Source organism: Acinetobacter sp. 24-47-67 (genome assembly GCF_056779735.1).
Map to the genome: position 1 here is coordinate 16,268 of NZ_JBWYIK010000005.1, position 15,974 is coordinate 32,241.

A 15,974-nucleotide genomic window follows, 5' to 3' on the forward strand; every position below is an offset into this window, starting at 1 on the left:
TGAAGAGAGACATGCGTATATTATTAGCAGAAGATGATGTGTCACAAGCTGAAAGTATCAAAGCTTGGTTAGAAATGGATGGATATAGTGTTGATTGGGTCGAGCGTGGAGATCATGCGATATTAGCAATTGAGCAGCATCAATATGATTGTTTATTACTTGATCGTGGATTACCGAAAGCAACTGGTGATGACATTCTGACACATTTAAGAAAACACCAACACAATACACCAGTTATTTTTATTACAGCCCAAGACAGTATCCAAGATCGTGTTGGAGGACTTGATTTGGGTGCTAATGATTATCTAGTTAAACCATTCAGTTTAGATGAGCTCTCGGCGAGAGTGAGAGCACAACTACGTACTCAGCACAAAGGCACGTCTCAAATCCTAATGTATGGATCCGTGAGTTTGGACCCCCAAACCAAAGTTGTTAAATTGAATTCAGAAATTGTCAATCTTACAGCGAAAGAGTACCAAATTTTATATAAGTTGATGCAACATCCTGAACGTGTTGTGACACGTGAGCAACTAGAAGAGTCCTTATATGCATGGGGTGATGAAATCGAAAGTAATGCAGTTGAAGTTTTTATTTATCAGATTCGGAAAAAAATAGGCTCAACCATGATTAAAACGATTCGTGGATTAGGTTATCGAATGAATCTGGATCAGGTTTAAGGTAGAACAGTGTTGGATCAGCAACCTATATCTTTACAACATCGTCTTGTTAAGTCTTCAATGCTCAGTTCGATGTTGGCGGGCGTTGTCGCATTAATTCTTTTATTGGTGATCTCGTTTTACCAGAACATGCAGACCCATGACAATATGATGGATGAAATCGCCGATTTGATTTTGGTCAGTGATATTTCAAGTCATGTGGGAAATGAGTTAGATGATTTAAGTGAACAATTTGATATCAAATATGAGTTAAAGCTCAATGAACTTATTTTGATTGAATCGCAAGACCTTGCTTTCAGTCAAATTGGTTCCAAGGTCTTTTTTCAGAATGATCACTTTGGTTATGTTTGGCTAGAAGGACGATTATTTCGTTATTACAGTGAACAAAGCGATCAGCAAATTCTAACTATGCTTCAACCCATGTCAGCGCGTGTTGATCAGTTATTCAAAAGTTTGCTGGGCTACGGTGGTGTTCTCATTATTTTATGGGGCATTCAATGGTTTATTCTACACTTTATTATACGACGTCAGTTTCGATCTATTCACCAACTTTCAAAATTAATATCGCAAAAGACCGTTAAGGATTTATCACCGATTACACCTTCAAAACCAGAATTAAAAGAACTGCAACCTATTGTGAGTCAAATAAACCAAATGATGGAGCGTTTAGATCGGGCAATTACTGCGGAACAACGTTTTACAGCAGATGCATCCCATGAATTAAGGTCGCCACTTTCAGCGATTCAAATGCGGTTACAACTTTTAAAACGAAAATACCAGTCTGATCATGAGGATTTGTCACAAGACTTAGAGCAGATTCTAAAAGATGTGAGTAGAGGCTCAAATATTTTAGAAAATTTACTTTTGTTGGCTAGACTTGACCCATCTTCAACGCAAGATGTACCGATACAGTCCATAGATTTAGACCGTTTGACGAAAGAGGTTTTACATTCAGTACAACCTTTGAGCCAAGAAAAAAACATTCAGTTTAAAACTGAGTTAGGAAATCATGCGATTAATGCAAATCCTGAGTTAATGTTTAGCTGCATCCGAAATTTAGTCGATAATGCAATCCGCTATACGCCACCGAATGGAATCGTTGATATTTCAATCAAACAAAATAATAATGAAATTCTATTTGTGATTGAAAATGAAGGTCACGGCATTGAGCAAACAGTAATTGATCGGCTGGGAGAAAGATTTTATCGTAAGTTAGGCACACGTACATCGGGCTCAGGATTAGGATTATCAATTTGCCGTAAAATTGTCGAACTACATCAAGCCGAGATTGTATTTAAGAAATCGGAGTTAGGTGGGTTAAAAGTTGAAATTAAATTTCATTAAAATTAATTATCAACAAATTTGAAGAAATAAAATTAAAGAAGCAGTATGCGCTGATTCATACTGCTTAGTTCCACGATTATTATTATCAAATTTTAGAATTTTTATTTTGTCAAAATGAGTCGATTATTTCGTGTGAGACGAAGGCGATATTCTTCTCCTGCATGCATGATGCGAATTTCTCTGCCTAGAGCAAATAGATTATTTGAGTGAAGCATTGGTAATGCTTGGTGGTTTTCGTTATTACGTGTGAATAAGTTAAATGGTGCGTTCATTCCTTGGACTCCGTGGTATGTGGTGAACGATTTAAATGATAATCATTATCGAATAGGGCTGTCAACGATAATTTTTCTCATTTATAAAAAAACATAAAATGCTTACAATTAAGCACTCATTTTTTGAAAGATAATCATGTCAAAAAAAACACTTAATGTTTCTATAGCGTTGTTATTCCACAAAAATCAAGTTCTTGTCGGGTGGAGAGAAGTCTCTTTACATCAGGGGGATAAAGCTGAGTTTCCTGGAGGAAAAGTGGAGTTAGGTGAAACTCCTGAACAAGCTTGCAAGCGTGAAGTTCAAGAAGAGGTGGGAATTTTTCTAGATCATGTCTATTTATTCGATATTATTACGCATGAATATGAAGATCTAATCGTAAAATTGCACATTTATCAGGCTTATGTAGATCAGTCTCTACTAGATCATATTGAAAGTCCTTGGACATGGCATGATCGTTCAGCACTAACCATTTTGAATTTTCCTAAAGCCAATGATGCCATTGTTAAACGACTACTCTGGCCGAATAAAATTGCAATAAAAAATATAGATCGTCTCGATACAACCATTGATCTTAATCGAGTTAGCTATTTGAGAACTGAAAATGCTTTAGATTTTGCGCTGCAACTCAACCAGTATAATCAACTGGATCAGCTCATTATCAATCGTGATGTGTGGATAGGATTATCAGAATCAAATCAGAAAAAAGTATTTGCCGTACAATTTAAACATGATCAATTGATGCAATTAAATTCTGATTCATTTATGGAGGAATGGAAGGGCATTAAACGCATCGCATCCTGTCATGACCATTCTAGTGTCAGTCGAGCTGTAGCGTTAGGTTTTGATGCAATATTTTTAAGTCCAGTACTGTGTACAACATCGCATCCTCAGCAAGCACCCTTAGGTTGGACGCAGTTTGAATTGTTATCAAAAGATATACATATACCAGTTTATGCGCTAGGCGGTATGAAGCCTGAATTATTAGATCAGGCCATACAACATGGAGCTTATGGAATTGCTGGTATTCGTGCTTTTTAAAGGCATTAAAAAAGCAAAACTCATGCTTACATCAAAATTTCTTGATTTGGTTTTGTGCTTCTTGGATGAGTTTTTGATTTTTTTGGAGTTGACCTGATTTCAAAATAATTTGCCAAAGTTGTCGCTTCATCGTTGCTGTTTGAGCATAACTGAGACCTCGTTTTGCCAACGATTCAGCATTTTTTGCCTCATTTTTTTGATTGGCAATCATCGCGAGATACATATAGGTCTCTGCAGATTGAGGGGCAAGTCTTTGTGCTTGGAGTGCGGCTTTCTCAGCTTCACTCCATTTTGCTTGACGAAATGCATGATGGGTTTGTTGCATTAGATTTTTAAATGCGGGAAGTTGGCGGCCATCATCGAATTTTTGAGTTGAGCTTTTCTGTTCAGGAATAACAATTTGTAATTGTTCCCGTTTAATCTCGGGTCGATCATAAGGCGTAATTTTAATACCATCGGCATCTTTTTGAGATGGTGTTGTTTTAGTCTCAGCTTGTTTAGGTTTCTGAGACGGTTGTGAGTTTTTAGGGGAGGTTAAAGTTTGGCAACCGCCTAAGAGTAATATGCTGGCGAATAGTACGCTAAAATTCAGTTTTGTCATTAACCTTAACTCCTCCTAAACTTATTTTAAGGATTATAACTTCCACTCGAAAGTACTCGAGTGGCATTCGTATTTAAATCCCGTTCCATTTCTGTTTCGCTCTCACGAATATATTGGTCGATGCTGTCTTCTGCTGGAATTTCTTCTGCATTCGTTTCAGGAACGTAAGTCGGCTCTACTTGGTAGTGTGGTAAGCCACATGCTGTTGCGCGACGAGGAACAGTATATTTAAGTATCGGTACATAGAGCGCACCTTGACAACCTTGTGCTGAAAGCTCACCGCTATTTGAGTCAATCCAATGCCACTGTACTTCATCAGGTTGACGTAAATTGACAGGTTTTTGCTTCAGTTGCTTCATTACGTTGGTCCACACGGGTAAAGCGCCAGATGAGCCCGTTAAGCCTGTCACTTTATTATCATCTAATCCAAGCCAGACAACTGCCAAATGATTACCTGAATACCCCGCGAACCACGAGTCCCTTGTATCATTGGTCGTACCTGATTTACCCGCTAGATTTAGATTCGGAGCGAGGCCGTTATAAGCAGCACGTCCTGTACCTGCCGACATCACACGTTGTAATCCGTAATTTAAAATATAAGCAGCCGATGGGTCGATCGTTTGTTGAACATTTAAACTGTAGCGATTAATGAGCTGCCCATTGGTATCAACAACTGTTCGGATAGATTTTGTAGGATATTTAAACCCTCCAGTTGCAAAGTTGCCATAAATATTCATGATTTCCATAGGCGACATTTCAACAGCCCCTAAGAAAATCGATGGGTAATTTGGAATAGGTGAAGTCACGCCAAACTTCATTAAATGATTGGTAAATGAAGAAAGTCCAAATTCTTGTCCTAAGCGAACTGTAGATAGGTTATACGAATTGGCTAAAGCTTGAACCATTGGGACGTAACCATACGAAGTTCCGCTATAATTTTTGGGTGTCCAAGTCTGATTGCGATCGACTGGCACACTAATTGGCGAGTCTTCGATTGCCGTCGCCCAGTTATAACGACCAGATTCCAAAGCAGTTAGGAAAATAACAGGTTTTAATAATGAGCCTACCTGACGTTTTGCATCAACTGCGCGGTTAAAACCTGTGAAGTCAGATACTGAACCTACGGCTGCAATCAATTCACCATTTTCAGGGTGAGAAACTAATACCGCGCCTTGAAGCTCTTTCAAGCGTGCAGGATTGGTCTTAGACAGTCTTGATACTGAATCTGTAAATGATTTTTGTACTTTGATTTGTGCGATTGGATCTAATGTGGTGAAAATTCGAAGACCTTGTTTCGTTAAATCGCTTTCTTGGTATTCTGTTTTGAGTTGACGACGAACGATGTCTAGGAAATCAGGGAAGCGAGCTGGGCCTAAAGTCGGTTTTTTAATCACGTTTAAAGGTTTAGCTGACTCAGTTTCATATTGCTCTTCAGTCAAATATCCCATGACTAACATATTGTTTAGAACAACATTACGGCGTTTTAATGCACTTTCAGGATTTCTCCAAGGATTGTATAAGCTAGGACCTTGAACGAGTCCGACAAGGAAAGCCTGTTGCGCTATACTCAATTCTCTAAGTGGTAAACCAAAATAAAATTGAGACGCTAAACCATAGCCATTGATCGAGTAATTACCATTTTGTCCTAAATTAACTTCATTCAAATATGCTTCCAGAATTTCATCTTTGTCATAATGAAACTCAAGCAACAACGCCATAAAGGCTTCATTCACTTTACGTTTGATTGTACGTTCAGGGGTCAAATAAAAGTTTTTAACCAATTGCTGTGTGAGTGTAGAACCACCTTGACGCTTACCACCAGTAACGTTGCTTACAACTGCGCGTGCTGTACCACGAAACGAGACGCCGTGATGATGATAGAAGTTGCGGTCTTCAGTGGCAATAAGCGCTTGAATTAAAGGTTTAGGAACACGATTGAGTTTAATGAGAACACGGTCCTCGTTGTGTTGAGGGTAGATTCCCCCAACTAACATTGGTTCTAGACGGGCAATCCCCGTACTCGATGGTTTTGTTGCTTTAATCTCTGAAATTTGACTAGCGCCAAAACTGACTTGGAGGATTTGTTCTGGTTCTACACTATCACCAAAATCGAAGCCACGCGTGTGGACATATATAGTATTGCCTTGAACCAAAAAATTACCTGGCTTGGTATAGTCTTCAGCGTTTTTATAACCCAACAGACCTAGCTCTTGAATGAAGTTTTGTTGCTCAACGGGTGCATTAGCATAAACTTCCAAGGGGCGTGCATATACTTTCGCTGGAATATCCCAACGATTGCCTTCAAATTTATCGCGAATAATATTATCTAAGCGGATTAGATAAATACTAAAAGCCACAAATGCAGAAATCACCAGCACTGAGAAAATCAATGCAATTAAGCCAATACCACGTTCAAACTTCATAGATCAAAAAGCAAAACCCTGTTTTATTGCGCTCATCATGCGAAGCTTTTTTATAATTTGCAATAATTAAACTGTGAATTTATGCCTTTTTTAGATAAATGTAATGATTTATCTAATTCAATATTAAGGAGAAAATTAAGATTTTAAGTTGGGGAAATGTGAAATTATTCGTGAAATTCATAACATGAAACAGGCTTGAAATATGTAAGTCACAGAATGATGATGATATGATACTCAACAATTCATCTGGAGCCGTAGCATACGTGCAACTTTCAGCAAAGTCATTTCGTAATATTGGATTAATTGGACGACCAGATAAATCATCTGTGGTTGAGACTTTAAGTCTAATTCATGACCATTTGATTAGTTTAGGTTTGCATCCAGTTTTTGATTCAGAAACCGCTAAATTGGTCCCTTATAAAAATTCGCAAACGGTCAGTCGAGCTTTATTGGGTGAAGTTACAGATTTGGTGATTGTCGTAGGTGGTGATGGTTCATTGCTTCAAGCGGCTAGATCTTTAGTGAAATACAATACTCCCGTCATCGGGGTAAACCGTGGGCGTTTAGGTTTCCTAACAGATATCAAACCGACAGAAGTGTTATTTAAATTAGATCAAGTCTTGAAAGGTGAGTTTCAGCTAGATCGCCGTTTTTTATTAGAAGTCGAAGTTCGTAGTAAAAATGAACTGATTTATGATGCAATAGCATTGAATGATGTGGTTCTGCATTCAGGTAAGTCAGTCCATATGATTGAGTTTGATCTTCATATTGATGGTCAATATGTTTATCGCCAACACAGTGATGGTTTGATTGTATCGACACCTACGGGTTCAACAGCATACGCACTTTCTGGTGGCGGTCCAATTTTGCACCCAAGTATGGATGCGATCGCGCTAGTGCCAATGCACCCGCATACGCTTTCTTCTCGTCCGATTGTGGTGGGTGGTCAAAGTGAAATTAAAATTCAAATTCGTAAGAATCGAGTGTTGCCAATGGTGAGTGCTGATGGGCAACACAGTGTTTCTTTAAATGAAGGTGATTGGTTGCATATTCGCAAACATCCTTTCAAACTTACTTTATTACATCCACCTGGATACGACTTTTATATGGCATGTCGTACCAAACTAGGATGGAATCAAGATTACGATTCATTTCATCAGCAGGACTAAACATGAATATTGAACAAATGTTATCAGTTTTGGATGCAGACATCGTTGCTCGTTTAAGAACTGCCGTTGAAATCGGTAAATGGCCAAACGGTGTAGCTTTAACTCAAGAGCAGCGTCAGATTTCAATGCAAGCAGTCATTGCTTGGGAAGCTAAAAATCTGCCAGAAACAGAAAGATCAGGGTATATTGATAAAGGTCATAAAGAGGAAGGTGATGAATGTGATTCACATGTTCCAGAGCCAGAATTTCAACCTATACGTTTTGTATAATCTTCTATGTTAAAAAAGACACCTGATAGTGTCTTTTTTTAATCCGAATTTAAACTCGATGACGTGACTGCCAGTATTCTTGAGCCAAGGTCTGTGCTTGTGTAAATGTTTCAGCCACATTCATAGTGTAGATTGCGATTGCCATAGTTTCAATAACAGCCACCTCTCCATAGCTATGGTGGGCATCACCTAACCATACGGCATTGAAAGTATCTAAGTTCAACTCTTCTTCAATTGCTGAACGATCAGCTGTGAGTTTCGGAAGTTCAAGCTCATACAGTTCACCGTCTCGTATACCGCAAATTAAGGTTTTTGCATCTGGGTTTCGTTCAAATTCACCGCCTTCACCTTTAATCACCGCACTGTTAACGTAACCTAATTTGGCAGCAGTCTGTTGATGAGAACTGCGATACGCAGGGTGAAATATTGCTTGCAAAGTGGCTTTGGCATTGAAGGGATTGATGAGTCGTGAAAGCGTATGAATGGGTGAGCGTAAGCCCATGATATTGCGTAATGCAATTAAATCACTCAAGGTAGGTGAAATGACTTCGAGTGGTATATAGGCAAAGTTATGCTGATTCAGTTCTGATGCCACTTCGTTTTCATTTTGACAAATGGTATAACCTAAATACTCTAAAACTTGTTCTGTATATAATCGATTGATGGTATGTCCAGAAGCCCCATGCATTACAATACGATGACCATGTTTTGCTAAGGTTAACGCCGATAAGATAAACCACGGATAGTGTTTGCGTTTCCCCGCGTAAGAAGACCAGTCTAGGTCGACATCAATAGCTCTAAATTTAAGTTGATCACGAGTCGCTTGCACAAAGCCAGCCAGTTCATCTACAGATTCTTCTTTCACTCGTAAAAGCATTAAAAAAGCACCCAGCTGAACGTCTAATACCTCATTTTTTAAAATCATCTCAAATGCTTGATAGGCTTCTTCATAGGTCAGTGATCGCGCACCATTTTTTCCTTTGCCAAGAATACGAACAAATTGCGCAAATGGATGTTCAAAGTCTTTATATAAATTACGTTTTGTATTCATGATCAATGCAGTTGGATGTTCTTAATGACATTGTAACGTGGAATGATGCTTCGAATAAAAGCTAAATATCAAATTCAATGATCAAGCATTATTTTTAGCTTTTGAGACTGACCAAATTGTATGAATTTTCAAGCGCTTTTGTCCATGACAACTGGAAAAAAACGGGATAGCATGAAAACTTATAAAAAAATGAAGTGTAAGGAACACAAGAATGTTGGCATATGATGCAGATTTAGAATTATTCCGTGATAATTTCAAACGTTTTATGAGTGAGCACGTTGCTCCTTATTATGAGCAGTGGGAACGCGAAGGAAAAATGCCACGTTCAGTGTGGAATGCACTTGGTGAAAATGGCTTCTTGTGCGTAGATGTTCCTGAAGAATATGGTGGTTATGGTGTTCCAACAGAATATTCTTTAATGTTGGTTGAAGAGTCGGCACGTGCAGGTTATAGCGCATTATCGACAGGTATTTCATGTCACTCAGAAATTGCAGCACCATATATTCTACATATCGCGAACGAAGAACAAAAAAAATACTGGTTGCCAAAAATGGTTTCTGGTGAAGTGGTCGGGGCAATTGGAATGACAGAGCCAGGTGCTGGTTCTGATTTACAAGCCATCCGTACGAATGCCATTTTGAATGGTAATCATTATGTTTTGAATGGCTCTAAAACTTTTATTTCAAATGGTCAGCATGCAGACTTGGTTGTGCTTGCCGTTAAAACAGATCCTCAGGCACGTGCTAAAGGCGTCTCACTTCTATTGGTTGATACTCATTTAGAAGGGTTTAAAAAAGGCACAAATCTCGACAAAATCGGTTTGCATTCCCAAGATACTTCGGAACTCTTTTTTGACAATGTAAAAGTTCCAGCTGATCAGCTTTTAGGTCAAGCGGGTCAGGGATTTGCATATTTGATGCAAGAATTACCACGTGAGCGGACAGCGATTGCTGCGACAGCATTAGGGGCAATTCGAGGTTCAATTGATGTGACTGTTCAATATGTCCAAGAGCGTCAGGCCTTTGGTCAAAAAATTGGACAATTCCAAAATTCTCGTTTTGTTTTAGCACAAGCGAAAATCGATGAACTGGCTACAGCCGCGTTTTATAATCAAAACCTAGCATTGTATAAAGAAGGGAAATTGGATGTTGAAACAGCAGCTGCATTAAAAAGTTTCAGTACAGATATGCAAATGAAAGTGGCGGATAATCTACTGCAACTCTTTGGTGGCTATGGCTATATGACGGAATATCCTATTTCACGCTTCTTTGTGGATGCACGTATTCAACGAATCTACGGCGGAACCAACGAAATCATGAAAGAAATCGTAGCACGTGGCATGCTAGGACGTTAATTTTCTATCCGTATTTACATCTCGCTTGATGAATACAAGCGAGATGTATTCAAATGTGTTTTCAATTTTAAAACTTATAGAACGAACTGATTTAAAAAAAAGATTAAAGCTATCCTATTCAATGTTCTTGTCTTTTTTCTAATTTATAGCGCATATTGGATTGATGATTATTTCAACTGTATATTTTTAAGTCTTATTGCCATAAAGTTTGGTTGCTTAACATTTGAAAGCTAACTATTGTTATACTGTTTACATAACTGATTCTGTAAGGCGACATTACAATGATCAACGATGATCAAAACACGACGAATTCTTTAGACTTAGCTAAAATCCGCGAAGATATCGACTCAGTAGATCAACAACTCCAACAACTGATTAACCGTCGAGCACGACTTGCTGAAGCTGTAGCAAAAGCAAAATTTGCTTCTGAAGAAAATCCAATGTTTTATCGTCCTGAGCGTGAAGCACAAGTTTTGCGTAATGTGATGGAGCGTAATGAAGGTCCTTTATCTGACGTGACGATGGCGCGTTTGTTTAGAGAAATTATGTCTGCATGTCTTGCTTTAGAAGCACCACAAAGCATTGCTTTCCTTGGTCCAGTAGGAACTTATACGCATTCCGCAGTACTCAAGCATTTTGGACATGATGCGGTTGTGCGCCCACTTCCTACAATTGATGAAGTGTTCCGAGAAGTCGAAGCAGGCAGTGCACATTATGGTTTAGTACCTGTTGAGAACTCATCTGAAGGTGTGGTTAACCACACGCTTGATTGTTTCAAAGCGTCACATTTAAATGTGATTGGTGAAGTTGAATTACGTATTCATCATCAATTTTTGATTTCTTCAAATACGCGTAAAGACAGCATTAAACAAATCTATGCGCATCAACAAACTTTAGCTCAATGTCGTGGCTGGCTCGATGCTCATTATCCAGGTGTTGAACGTGTGGCTTTGAGTTCGAATGCTGAAGCTGCTCGCCGTATCCGTAATGAATGGCATTCTGCGGCAATCGCATCTGAAACAGCTGCGAGCTTATATGATTTAGAAATTTTACATAGCAATATTGAAGATAATCCAGAAAATACAACACGTTTCTTAGTTATTGGGCGTGAAAAAGTACCACAAAGTGGTAATGATAAAACTTCTTTATTGATCTCTGCACATGACCGTGCAGGTGCGTTATTAGAAATTTTAGCGCCGTTCGCTAAACATAACATTAGCTTGACCAGTATCGAAACAAGACCTGCATTGCCTGAAAAATGGGCTTATGTATTCTTTATCGATTTAGAAGGGCATATCGAACAAGAGAACGTACGTGCGGCTGTCGAAGAAATTCGTCCATTAGTCAAAGAAATCCGTGTTCTTGGTTCATACCCGATTGCGGTACTTTAAAAAGAGTTGATACTTAGATATGTCTCAACCTTTATTTAAAAAAGTTGCATTTATTGGGCTAGGATTGATTGGATCAAGTTTAGCACGTGTCATTCAAGCACATGGTCTTGCTGAAAATGTTGTGGCATCTACGCGATCTGTTCAAACGTTAGAAGATGCTAAAGCTTTAGGTTTGATTAGTGAAGGATATGCTAATGCCAAAGATGCAGTGGTTGATGCAGATTTAATTGTTCTTGCTTTACCCGTGAGAGCTACACAATCTGTATTAAACTCGATCAAATCTGTGATTACTCCTGATACTATAATTACAGATGTGGGCAGTACCAAAGGCAATGTGGTTGAGGCTGCAATTGCGGTTTTTGGTGAGCAGTTACCCGCAGGTTTTGTTCCAGGGCATCCAATAGCTGGTGCTGAACATACTGGTGTTCATGCAGGTAAAGTAGATTTATTTGCTAACCACAAAGTGATATTAACGCCGTTAGCAACAAGTGCTGAGTGGGCAGTGCAAAAACTGATTCAGTTATGGCAAGCTGCTCAAGCTGAAGTAATTTGTATGGATGTGGAAAAGCATGATGAGGTGCTTGCGCATACAAGTCATCTGCCACATTTAATGGCATTCAATTTGGTTGAGCAACTTGCAAATCGTGAAGATAATCTGGACATTTTCCGTTATGCAGCAGGTGGTTTCAGAGACTTTTCTCGCATTGCGGCGAGTGATCCACAAATGTGGCATGACATATTCTTTGCCAATAAAAAAGCGATTTTGAATGCTGTTGATGGATTTGAGAACCAATTGGCTCATATTCGACAGCTCATTGAAAACGAAGATTCAAAAGCACTCATGGGATTGCTTGGACATGCTCAAGCAGCACGCCAACATTTTAACCATATGCTTGCCAAGAAACCTTTAATGGAGAACAAAACTGTGACACAGCAATTTAATATTCTGCCGGGTGCTAAATCATTTACTGGAAAATTTAGCGTGCCAGGTGACAAATCTGTGTCACACCGTTCAATCATGTTTGGTGCGATCGCTGAAGGTACAACACATGTTACTGGTTTCTTAGAAGGTGAAGATGCCTTAGCAACACTTCAAGCATTCCGTGATATGGGTGTAAATATTGAAGGTCCAAAAAATGGTGAAGTCACCATTCATGGTGTAGGAATGCATGGCCTTAAAGCTCCAGCAAGTGAGCTTTATATGGGTAACTCTGGGACTTCGATGCGTCTTCTGTCAGGGATGTTGTCTGCGCAAAAATTTGACTCAGTAATGACTGGTGATGCATCGTTGAGCAAACGTCCTATGGAACGTATTGCAAAGCCACTCCGTGAAATGGGTGCTCAAATTCAAACAACAGGTGAGCGTGGCACACCGCCAGTATCGATCACAGGTAATCAGCAACTTAAAGGTATTCATTACGATTTACCGATGGCTTCTGCACAAGTGAAGTCTGGCATTCTGCTCGCTGGTTTATGGGCAGAAGGTGTAACGTCGGTGACTGAGCCAGAACCGACACGTGATCACTCTGAGCGTATGTTACGTGCATTTGGGTATGATGTGAAAACTGAAGGTAACCGTATTTCTTTAAAAGGTGGTGGTAAGTTAGTTGGCACGAATATTCAAGTGCCTTCAGATATTTCATCTGCTGCGTTCTTTATGGTGGGTGCTGCCATTACTGAAAATTCAGATGTAACACTTGAGGCAGTGGGTATTAACCCTACTCGTACTGGGGTGATCGAAATTTTGAAGCAAATGGGGGCTGATATTTCAGTCGAGAATGAACGAATTGCAGGTGGTGAACCAATCGCTGATATTCGAATTCGTGGCACTCGTACTTTGAAAGGCATCCACATGCCTGAAGATCAAGTACCTTTAGCGATTGATGAATTCCCAGCATTATTTATTGCTGCAGCTTGTGCTGAAGGTCAAACAGTGTTAACTGGTGCAGCTGAACTTCGTGTAAAAGAGTCTGATCGAATCCAAGTGATGGCTGATGGATTGAAAACAATGGGTGTTGATTGTACGCCTACGGATGACGGTATTATTATTGAAGGTAAAGGTAAGTCTGGTGATTGGTCTGCTATCTTTACAGGTGGTGAAATTGAGTCACATCATGATCATCGTATTGCCATGAGTTTCTCCATTGCGGGTCTGCGTACTTCAGGCGCAATTAAAATTGTGGGAACTGAAACCGTTGCAACAAGTTTCCCAACATTTACTCAACTCACTGAACAAGCGGGTTTATCTATTCAAGTTAGTGAATAATACGACCAAAGATTTATATATTTCTTTTCAAACAGCCAAGCAAAAGCTTGGCTGTTTTGTTTATATTGCTTATTCTAATTCTATATAATTAAAAAGCCTTTGGATGAGGAAATGAAAAAATTACAATTTTTAGTTGATCAAACGAAATACGCTAAGGCTCATTCAAGTCATTCTCATGATAATGCACAAACTTACGTTACAGCATTGTTATCTGAACAGTTGGTGCAACATGGATTTCACACTCAAACTACGAATCCGCATGAATTAGAAGTCAGTGTCTCTGATCACCCAATCGCTTTAGGGGTGAACTGTAATCAACCAGATGGCGAAGGACATTTTGTATGTGAAATAAGTGCGCATGCAGATGAGGAACAGGATTGGTTCCAAAAAATTGAGACGCAGAGTGTGATTAAACAACTTGCGCAAGCAGTAGAGCAGACATTAAGAGAAGATGAGTCGTTCCAGTCGCTAGAATGGAAATCCTAACGAGGAATAAAACAAACCCAATGTAAAGAATCTACACTGGGTTTTTCTGAAACACGTAATATTTATATTAAGCCGTAAGGAAGCGAGTGATCGCGACGCGAAGTTGCTTCAAATAACCTGTGAAGAAGTGATTAGCACCAGGTAGCACTGTAATAATATGGCGTTGAGGCTTTGCCCATTCAATCAAATCGGATAATAAAGTGACTTCATCTGCCTCACCATGAATAAACAGAATATCACCTTTAATTGCCGGAGTAACATAGTGACGGATACCAGCAACTGTAGCTGTTGGTAAACCACATAGAATAACTTGTTCAGGTTGAATTTCTTGAGGTAGTGCATGATATGCCTTCGCCATGACATGTGCACCAAAACTAAAGCCTCCAACATAGAAAGGCAATGTAAGGTGTTTCGCGCGTACTTGACGAATGACTTCTAAAATATCTTCTGTTTCACCGAATCCTTCATCGTGAACCCCTTCACTTTGACCTGATCCACGGAAACTTGGACGATAAACGATATAACCACGCTCAAGGAACATTTGAGCTAGCAGAGTGGGAACTTTGTGCTGAGGAGTACCACCTTGAAGCGGGTGAGGGTGACAAACGACCGCAAATCCTTTTACTTCAGACTGAGGATAATCTACAAAAACCTCAATTTTGCCAACAGGGCCTTGAATGAACATTTGTTCAGACATAAAAATACCGATTAACGTGCAGGAGAATCGTATATTTTAACGTCAATAATTAAAAAAAACACAATTGGAAATAAAATAAGTCTACTGTTATAGTTTGATTAATTGTTTTTTGATCAGGTTTCTATGTTTGCCTTAATTTCTCCTGCTAAGACATTAGATTATGAATCTACACTTCCAACTGATGAGCATACTTTACCAAGATTGCTTGACCACTCACAACAGCTTATAGACGTAAGTCGTAAACTGTCTGCTTCAGAAATCGCCAAATTAATGAGTGTAAGTGAAAAAATTGCGAATCTTAACGTGGAACGCTTTAGAGATTGGCAATCAGACCTTGATTTATCAAATTCACGCCAAGCAATTTTTGCCTTTAAGGGCGATGTTTATACAGGTCTGGATGCGTATTCGCTTACGCAAGCTGATTTAGAATATGCTCAACGCCATTTAAGAATGCTATCAGGTCTCTATGGATTACTTCGACCACTGGATTTAATGATGCCTTATCGTTTAGAAATGGGCACGAAATTAGCAAATCCACGAGGTCACAATCTTTATGAATTTTGGGGAGATGAAATTACCCAATTGATCAATCAAGACTTATCAGAAGCCAAAAGTGATTTATTGGTCAATATCGCATCCGATGAATATTATAAATCGGTGAAAGAAAGCAAAATTGAAGCTGAAATTATCAAGCCCGTGTTTTTAGACCAGAAAAATGGGAAATATAAAGTGATAAGCTTCTATGCTAAAAAAGCGCGTGGATTGATGGCACGTTATATTATCGAAAATAAACCTAATACTGTGGATGATCTTAAATCATTCAATACAGACGGCTATTATTTCGATGCTGAAAGTTCTTTGAAAGGTGAGCTCGTATTTAAACGTGATGAGCAGGCGGCTTAAAAATAAATAGGCGGTAGCGGGGCAAGGTGTCT

General features: G+C 39.1%; 15 protein-coding genes. 10 read left to right on the forward strand and 5 right to left on the reverse strand.

The features are described 5' to 3' along the window. The first annotated feature begins 11 nt into the window (after positions 1-11). A complete protein-coding gene (locus AC1M9K_RS07950) occupies positions 12-677 on the forward strand; it encodes a response regulator transcription factor (RefSeq protein ID WP_481588976.1) in 666 nt (221 codons plus the stop codon). A gap of 9 nt (positions 678-686) precedes the next feature. Further along, positions 687-2,021 (forward strand): sensor histidine kinase, encoded by a 1,335-nt coding sequence (locus AC1M9K_RS07955; RefSeq protein ID WP_481588977.1) that lies wholly within the window; start codon positions 687-689, stop codon positions 2,019-2,021. A gap of 101 nt (positions 2,022-2,122) precedes the next feature. On the opposite strand, the gene hemP is transcribed toward AC1M9K_RS07955, so the two are convergent. Next, a complete protein-coding gene (hemP, locus tag AC1M9K_RS07960) occupies positions 2,123-2,293 on the reverse strand; it encodes a hemin uptake protein HemP (RefSeq protein ID WP_481588978.1) in 171 nt (56 codons plus the stop codon). A gap of 136 nt (positions 2,294-2,429) precedes the next feature. Between hemP and AC1M9K_RS07965 the strand changes: the two genes are divergently transcribed. Continuing rightward, positions 2,430-3,332 carry a thiamine phosphate synthase gene (locus AC1M9K_RS07965; protein ID WP_481588979.1) on the forward strand — a complete coding sequence of 301 codons (903 nt, stop codon included), beginning with the start codon at positions 2,430-2,432 and terminating at the stop codon, positions 3,330-3,332. A gap of 31 nt (positions 3,333-3,363) precedes the next feature. Here AC1M9K_RS07965 and AC1M9K_RS07970 read toward each other — a convergent pair whose 3' ends face one another. Further along, on the reverse strand, positions 3,364-3,933 hold the full coding sequence (locus AC1M9K_RS07970; protein ID WP_092767171.1) for a tetratricopeptide repeat protein: 570 nt from the start codon (positions 3,931-3,933) through the stop codon (positions 3,364-3,366). Positions 3,934-3,959: 26 nt separating this feature from the next. After that, the gene (mrcB, locus tag AC1M9K_RS07975; protein WP_092767169.1) at positions 3,960-6,356 is read right to left on the reverse strand and encodes a penicillin-binding protein 1B; all 2,397 of its coding nucleotides are present in this window, start codon (positions 6,354-6,356) and stop codon (positions 3,960-3,962) included. Between the two features lie 227 nt (positions 6,357-6,583). On the opposite strand from mrcB, the gene AC1M9K_RS07980 reads away from it, so the two are divergent. Next, entirely contained in the window at positions 6,584-7,525 is a 942-nt protein-coding gene (locus tag AC1M9K_RS07980; protein ID WP_092767167.1) for an NAD(+) kinase, read from the forward strand. Between the two features lie 2 nt (positions 7,526-7,527). Beyond that, positions 7,528-7,794 carry a YeaC family protein gene (locus tag AC1M9K_RS07985; protein ID WP_035267325.1) on the forward strand — a complete coding sequence of 89 codons (267 nt, stop codon included), beginning with the start codon at positions 7,528-7,530 and terminating at the stop codon, positions 7,792-7,794. A 49-nt stretch (positions 7,795-7,843) separates the two neighbouring features. Here AC1M9K_RS07985 and AC1M9K_RS07990 read toward each other — a convergent pair whose 3' ends face one another. Beyond that, a complete protein-coding gene (locus tag AC1M9K_RS07990; protein ID WP_481588980.1) occupies positions 7,844-8,845 on the reverse strand; it encodes a glycosyl transferase family protein in 1,002 nt (333 codons plus the stop codon). Positions 8,846-9,056: 211 nt separating this feature from the next. Between AC1M9K_RS07990 and AC1M9K_RS07995 the strand changes: the two genes are divergently transcribed. The 4 genes from AC1M9K_RS07995 (at position 9,057) to AC1M9K_RS08010 (ending at position 14,342) form a co-directional block, all read left to right on the forward strand. After that, positions 9,057-10,199: an acyl-CoA dehydrogenase family protein gene (locus AC1M9K_RS07995; RefSeq protein WP_481588981.1), complete on the forward strand. Its 1,143-nt coding sequence runs from the start codon at positions 9,057-9,059 to the stop codon at positions 10,197-10,199. A 281-nt stretch (positions 10,200-10,480) separates the two neighbouring features. Continuing rightward, complete coding sequence (pheA, locus tag AC1M9K_RS08000) at positions 10,481-11,590, forward strand: prephenate dehydratase (RefSeq protein WP_035267321.1); 1,110 nt, start codon at positions 10,481-10,483, stop codon at positions 11,588-11,590. A 19-nt stretch (positions 11,591-11,609) separates the two neighbouring features. Further along, positions 11,610-13,856, forward strand: coding sequence for a bifunctional prephenate dehydrogenase/3-phosphoshikimate 1-carboxyvinyltransferase (locus AC1M9K_RS08005; RefSeq protein WP_481588982.1), 2,247 nt, complete (start codon positions 11,610-11,612; stop codon positions 13,854-13,856). Between the two features lie 111 nt (positions 13,857-13,967). After that, a complete protein-coding gene (locus tag AC1M9K_RS08010; protein WP_092767159.1) occupies positions 13,968-14,342 on the forward strand; it encodes a hypothetical protein in 375 nt (124 codons plus the stop codon). A 67-nt stretch (positions 14,343-14,409) separates the two neighbouring features. Here the strand turns inward: AC1M9K_RS08010 and AC1M9K_RS08015 are convergent, their stop codons facing one another. Then, positions 14,410-15,039 (reverse strand): alpha/beta hydrolase, encoded by a 630-nt coding sequence (locus AC1M9K_RS08015; protein WP_035267316.1) that lies wholly within the window; start codon positions 15,037-15,039, stop codon positions 14,410-14,412. Between the two features lie 123 nt (positions 15,040-15,162). Here AC1M9K_RS08015 and yaaA point away from each other — a divergent pair, with 123 nt between their 5' ends. Beyond that, on the forward strand, positions 15,163-15,942 hold the full coding sequence (yaaA, locus tag AC1M9K_RS08020; RefSeq protein WP_481588983.1) for a peroxide stress protein YaaA: 780 nt from the start codon (positions 15,163-15,165) through the stop codon (positions 15,940-15,942). The last annotated feature ends 32 nt before the right edge of the window (positions 15,943-15,974 follow it).

Coding starts and splice junctions, on each gene's coding strand:
- AC1M9K_RS07950 (WP_481588976.1), top strand. CDS start 12: ATGCGTATATTATTAGCAGAAGATGATGTGTCACAAGCTGAAAGTATC.
- hemP (WP_481588978.1), bottom strand. CDS start 2,293: ATGAACGCACCATTTAACTTATTCACACGTAATAACGAAAACCACCAA.
- AC1M9K_RS07965 (WP_481588979.1), top strand. CDS start 2,430: ATGTCAAAAAAAACACTTAATGTTTCTATAGCGTTGTTATTCCACAAA.
- AC1M9K_RS07970 (WP_092767171.1), bottom strand. CDS start 3,933: ATGACAAAACTGAATTTTAGCGTACTATTCGCCAGCATATTACTCTTA.
- mrcB (WP_092767169.1), bottom strand. CDS start 6,356: ATGAAGTTTGAACGTGGTATTGGCTTAATTGCATTGATTTTCTCAGTG.
- AC1M9K_RS07980 (WP_092767167.1), top strand. CDS start 6,584: ATGATACTCAACAATTCATCTGGAGCCGTAGCATACGTGCAACTTTCA.
- AC1M9K_RS07985 (WP_035267325.1), top strand. CDS start 7,528: ATGAATATTGAACAAATGTTATCAGTTTTGGATGCAGACATCGTTGCT.
- AC1M9K_RS07990 (WP_481588980.1), bottom strand. CDS start 8,845: ATGAATACAAAACGTAATTTATATAAAGACTTTGAACATCCATTTGCG.
- AC1M9K_RS07995 (WP_481588981.1), top strand. CDS start 9,057: ATGTTGGCATATGATGCAGATTTAGAATTATTCCGTGATAATTTCAAA.
- pheA (WP_035267321.1), top strand. CDS start 10,481: ATGATCAACGATGATCAAAACACGACGAATTCTTTAGACTTAGCTAAA.
- AC1M9K_RS08005 (WP_481588982.1), top strand. CDS start 11,610: ATGTCTCAACCTTTATTTAAAAAAGTTGCATTTATTGGGCTAGGATTG.
- AC1M9K_RS08010 (WP_092767159.1), top strand. CDS start 13,968: ATGAAAAAATTACAATTTTTAGTTGATCAAACGAAATACGCTAAGGCT.
- AC1M9K_RS08015 (WP_035267316.1), bottom strand. CDS start 15,039: ATGTCTGAACAAATGTTCATTCAAGGCCCTGTTGGCAAAATTGAGGTT.
- yaaA (WP_481588983.1), top strand. CDS start 15,163: ATGTTTGCCTTAATTTCTCCTGCTAAGACATTAGATTATGAATCTACA.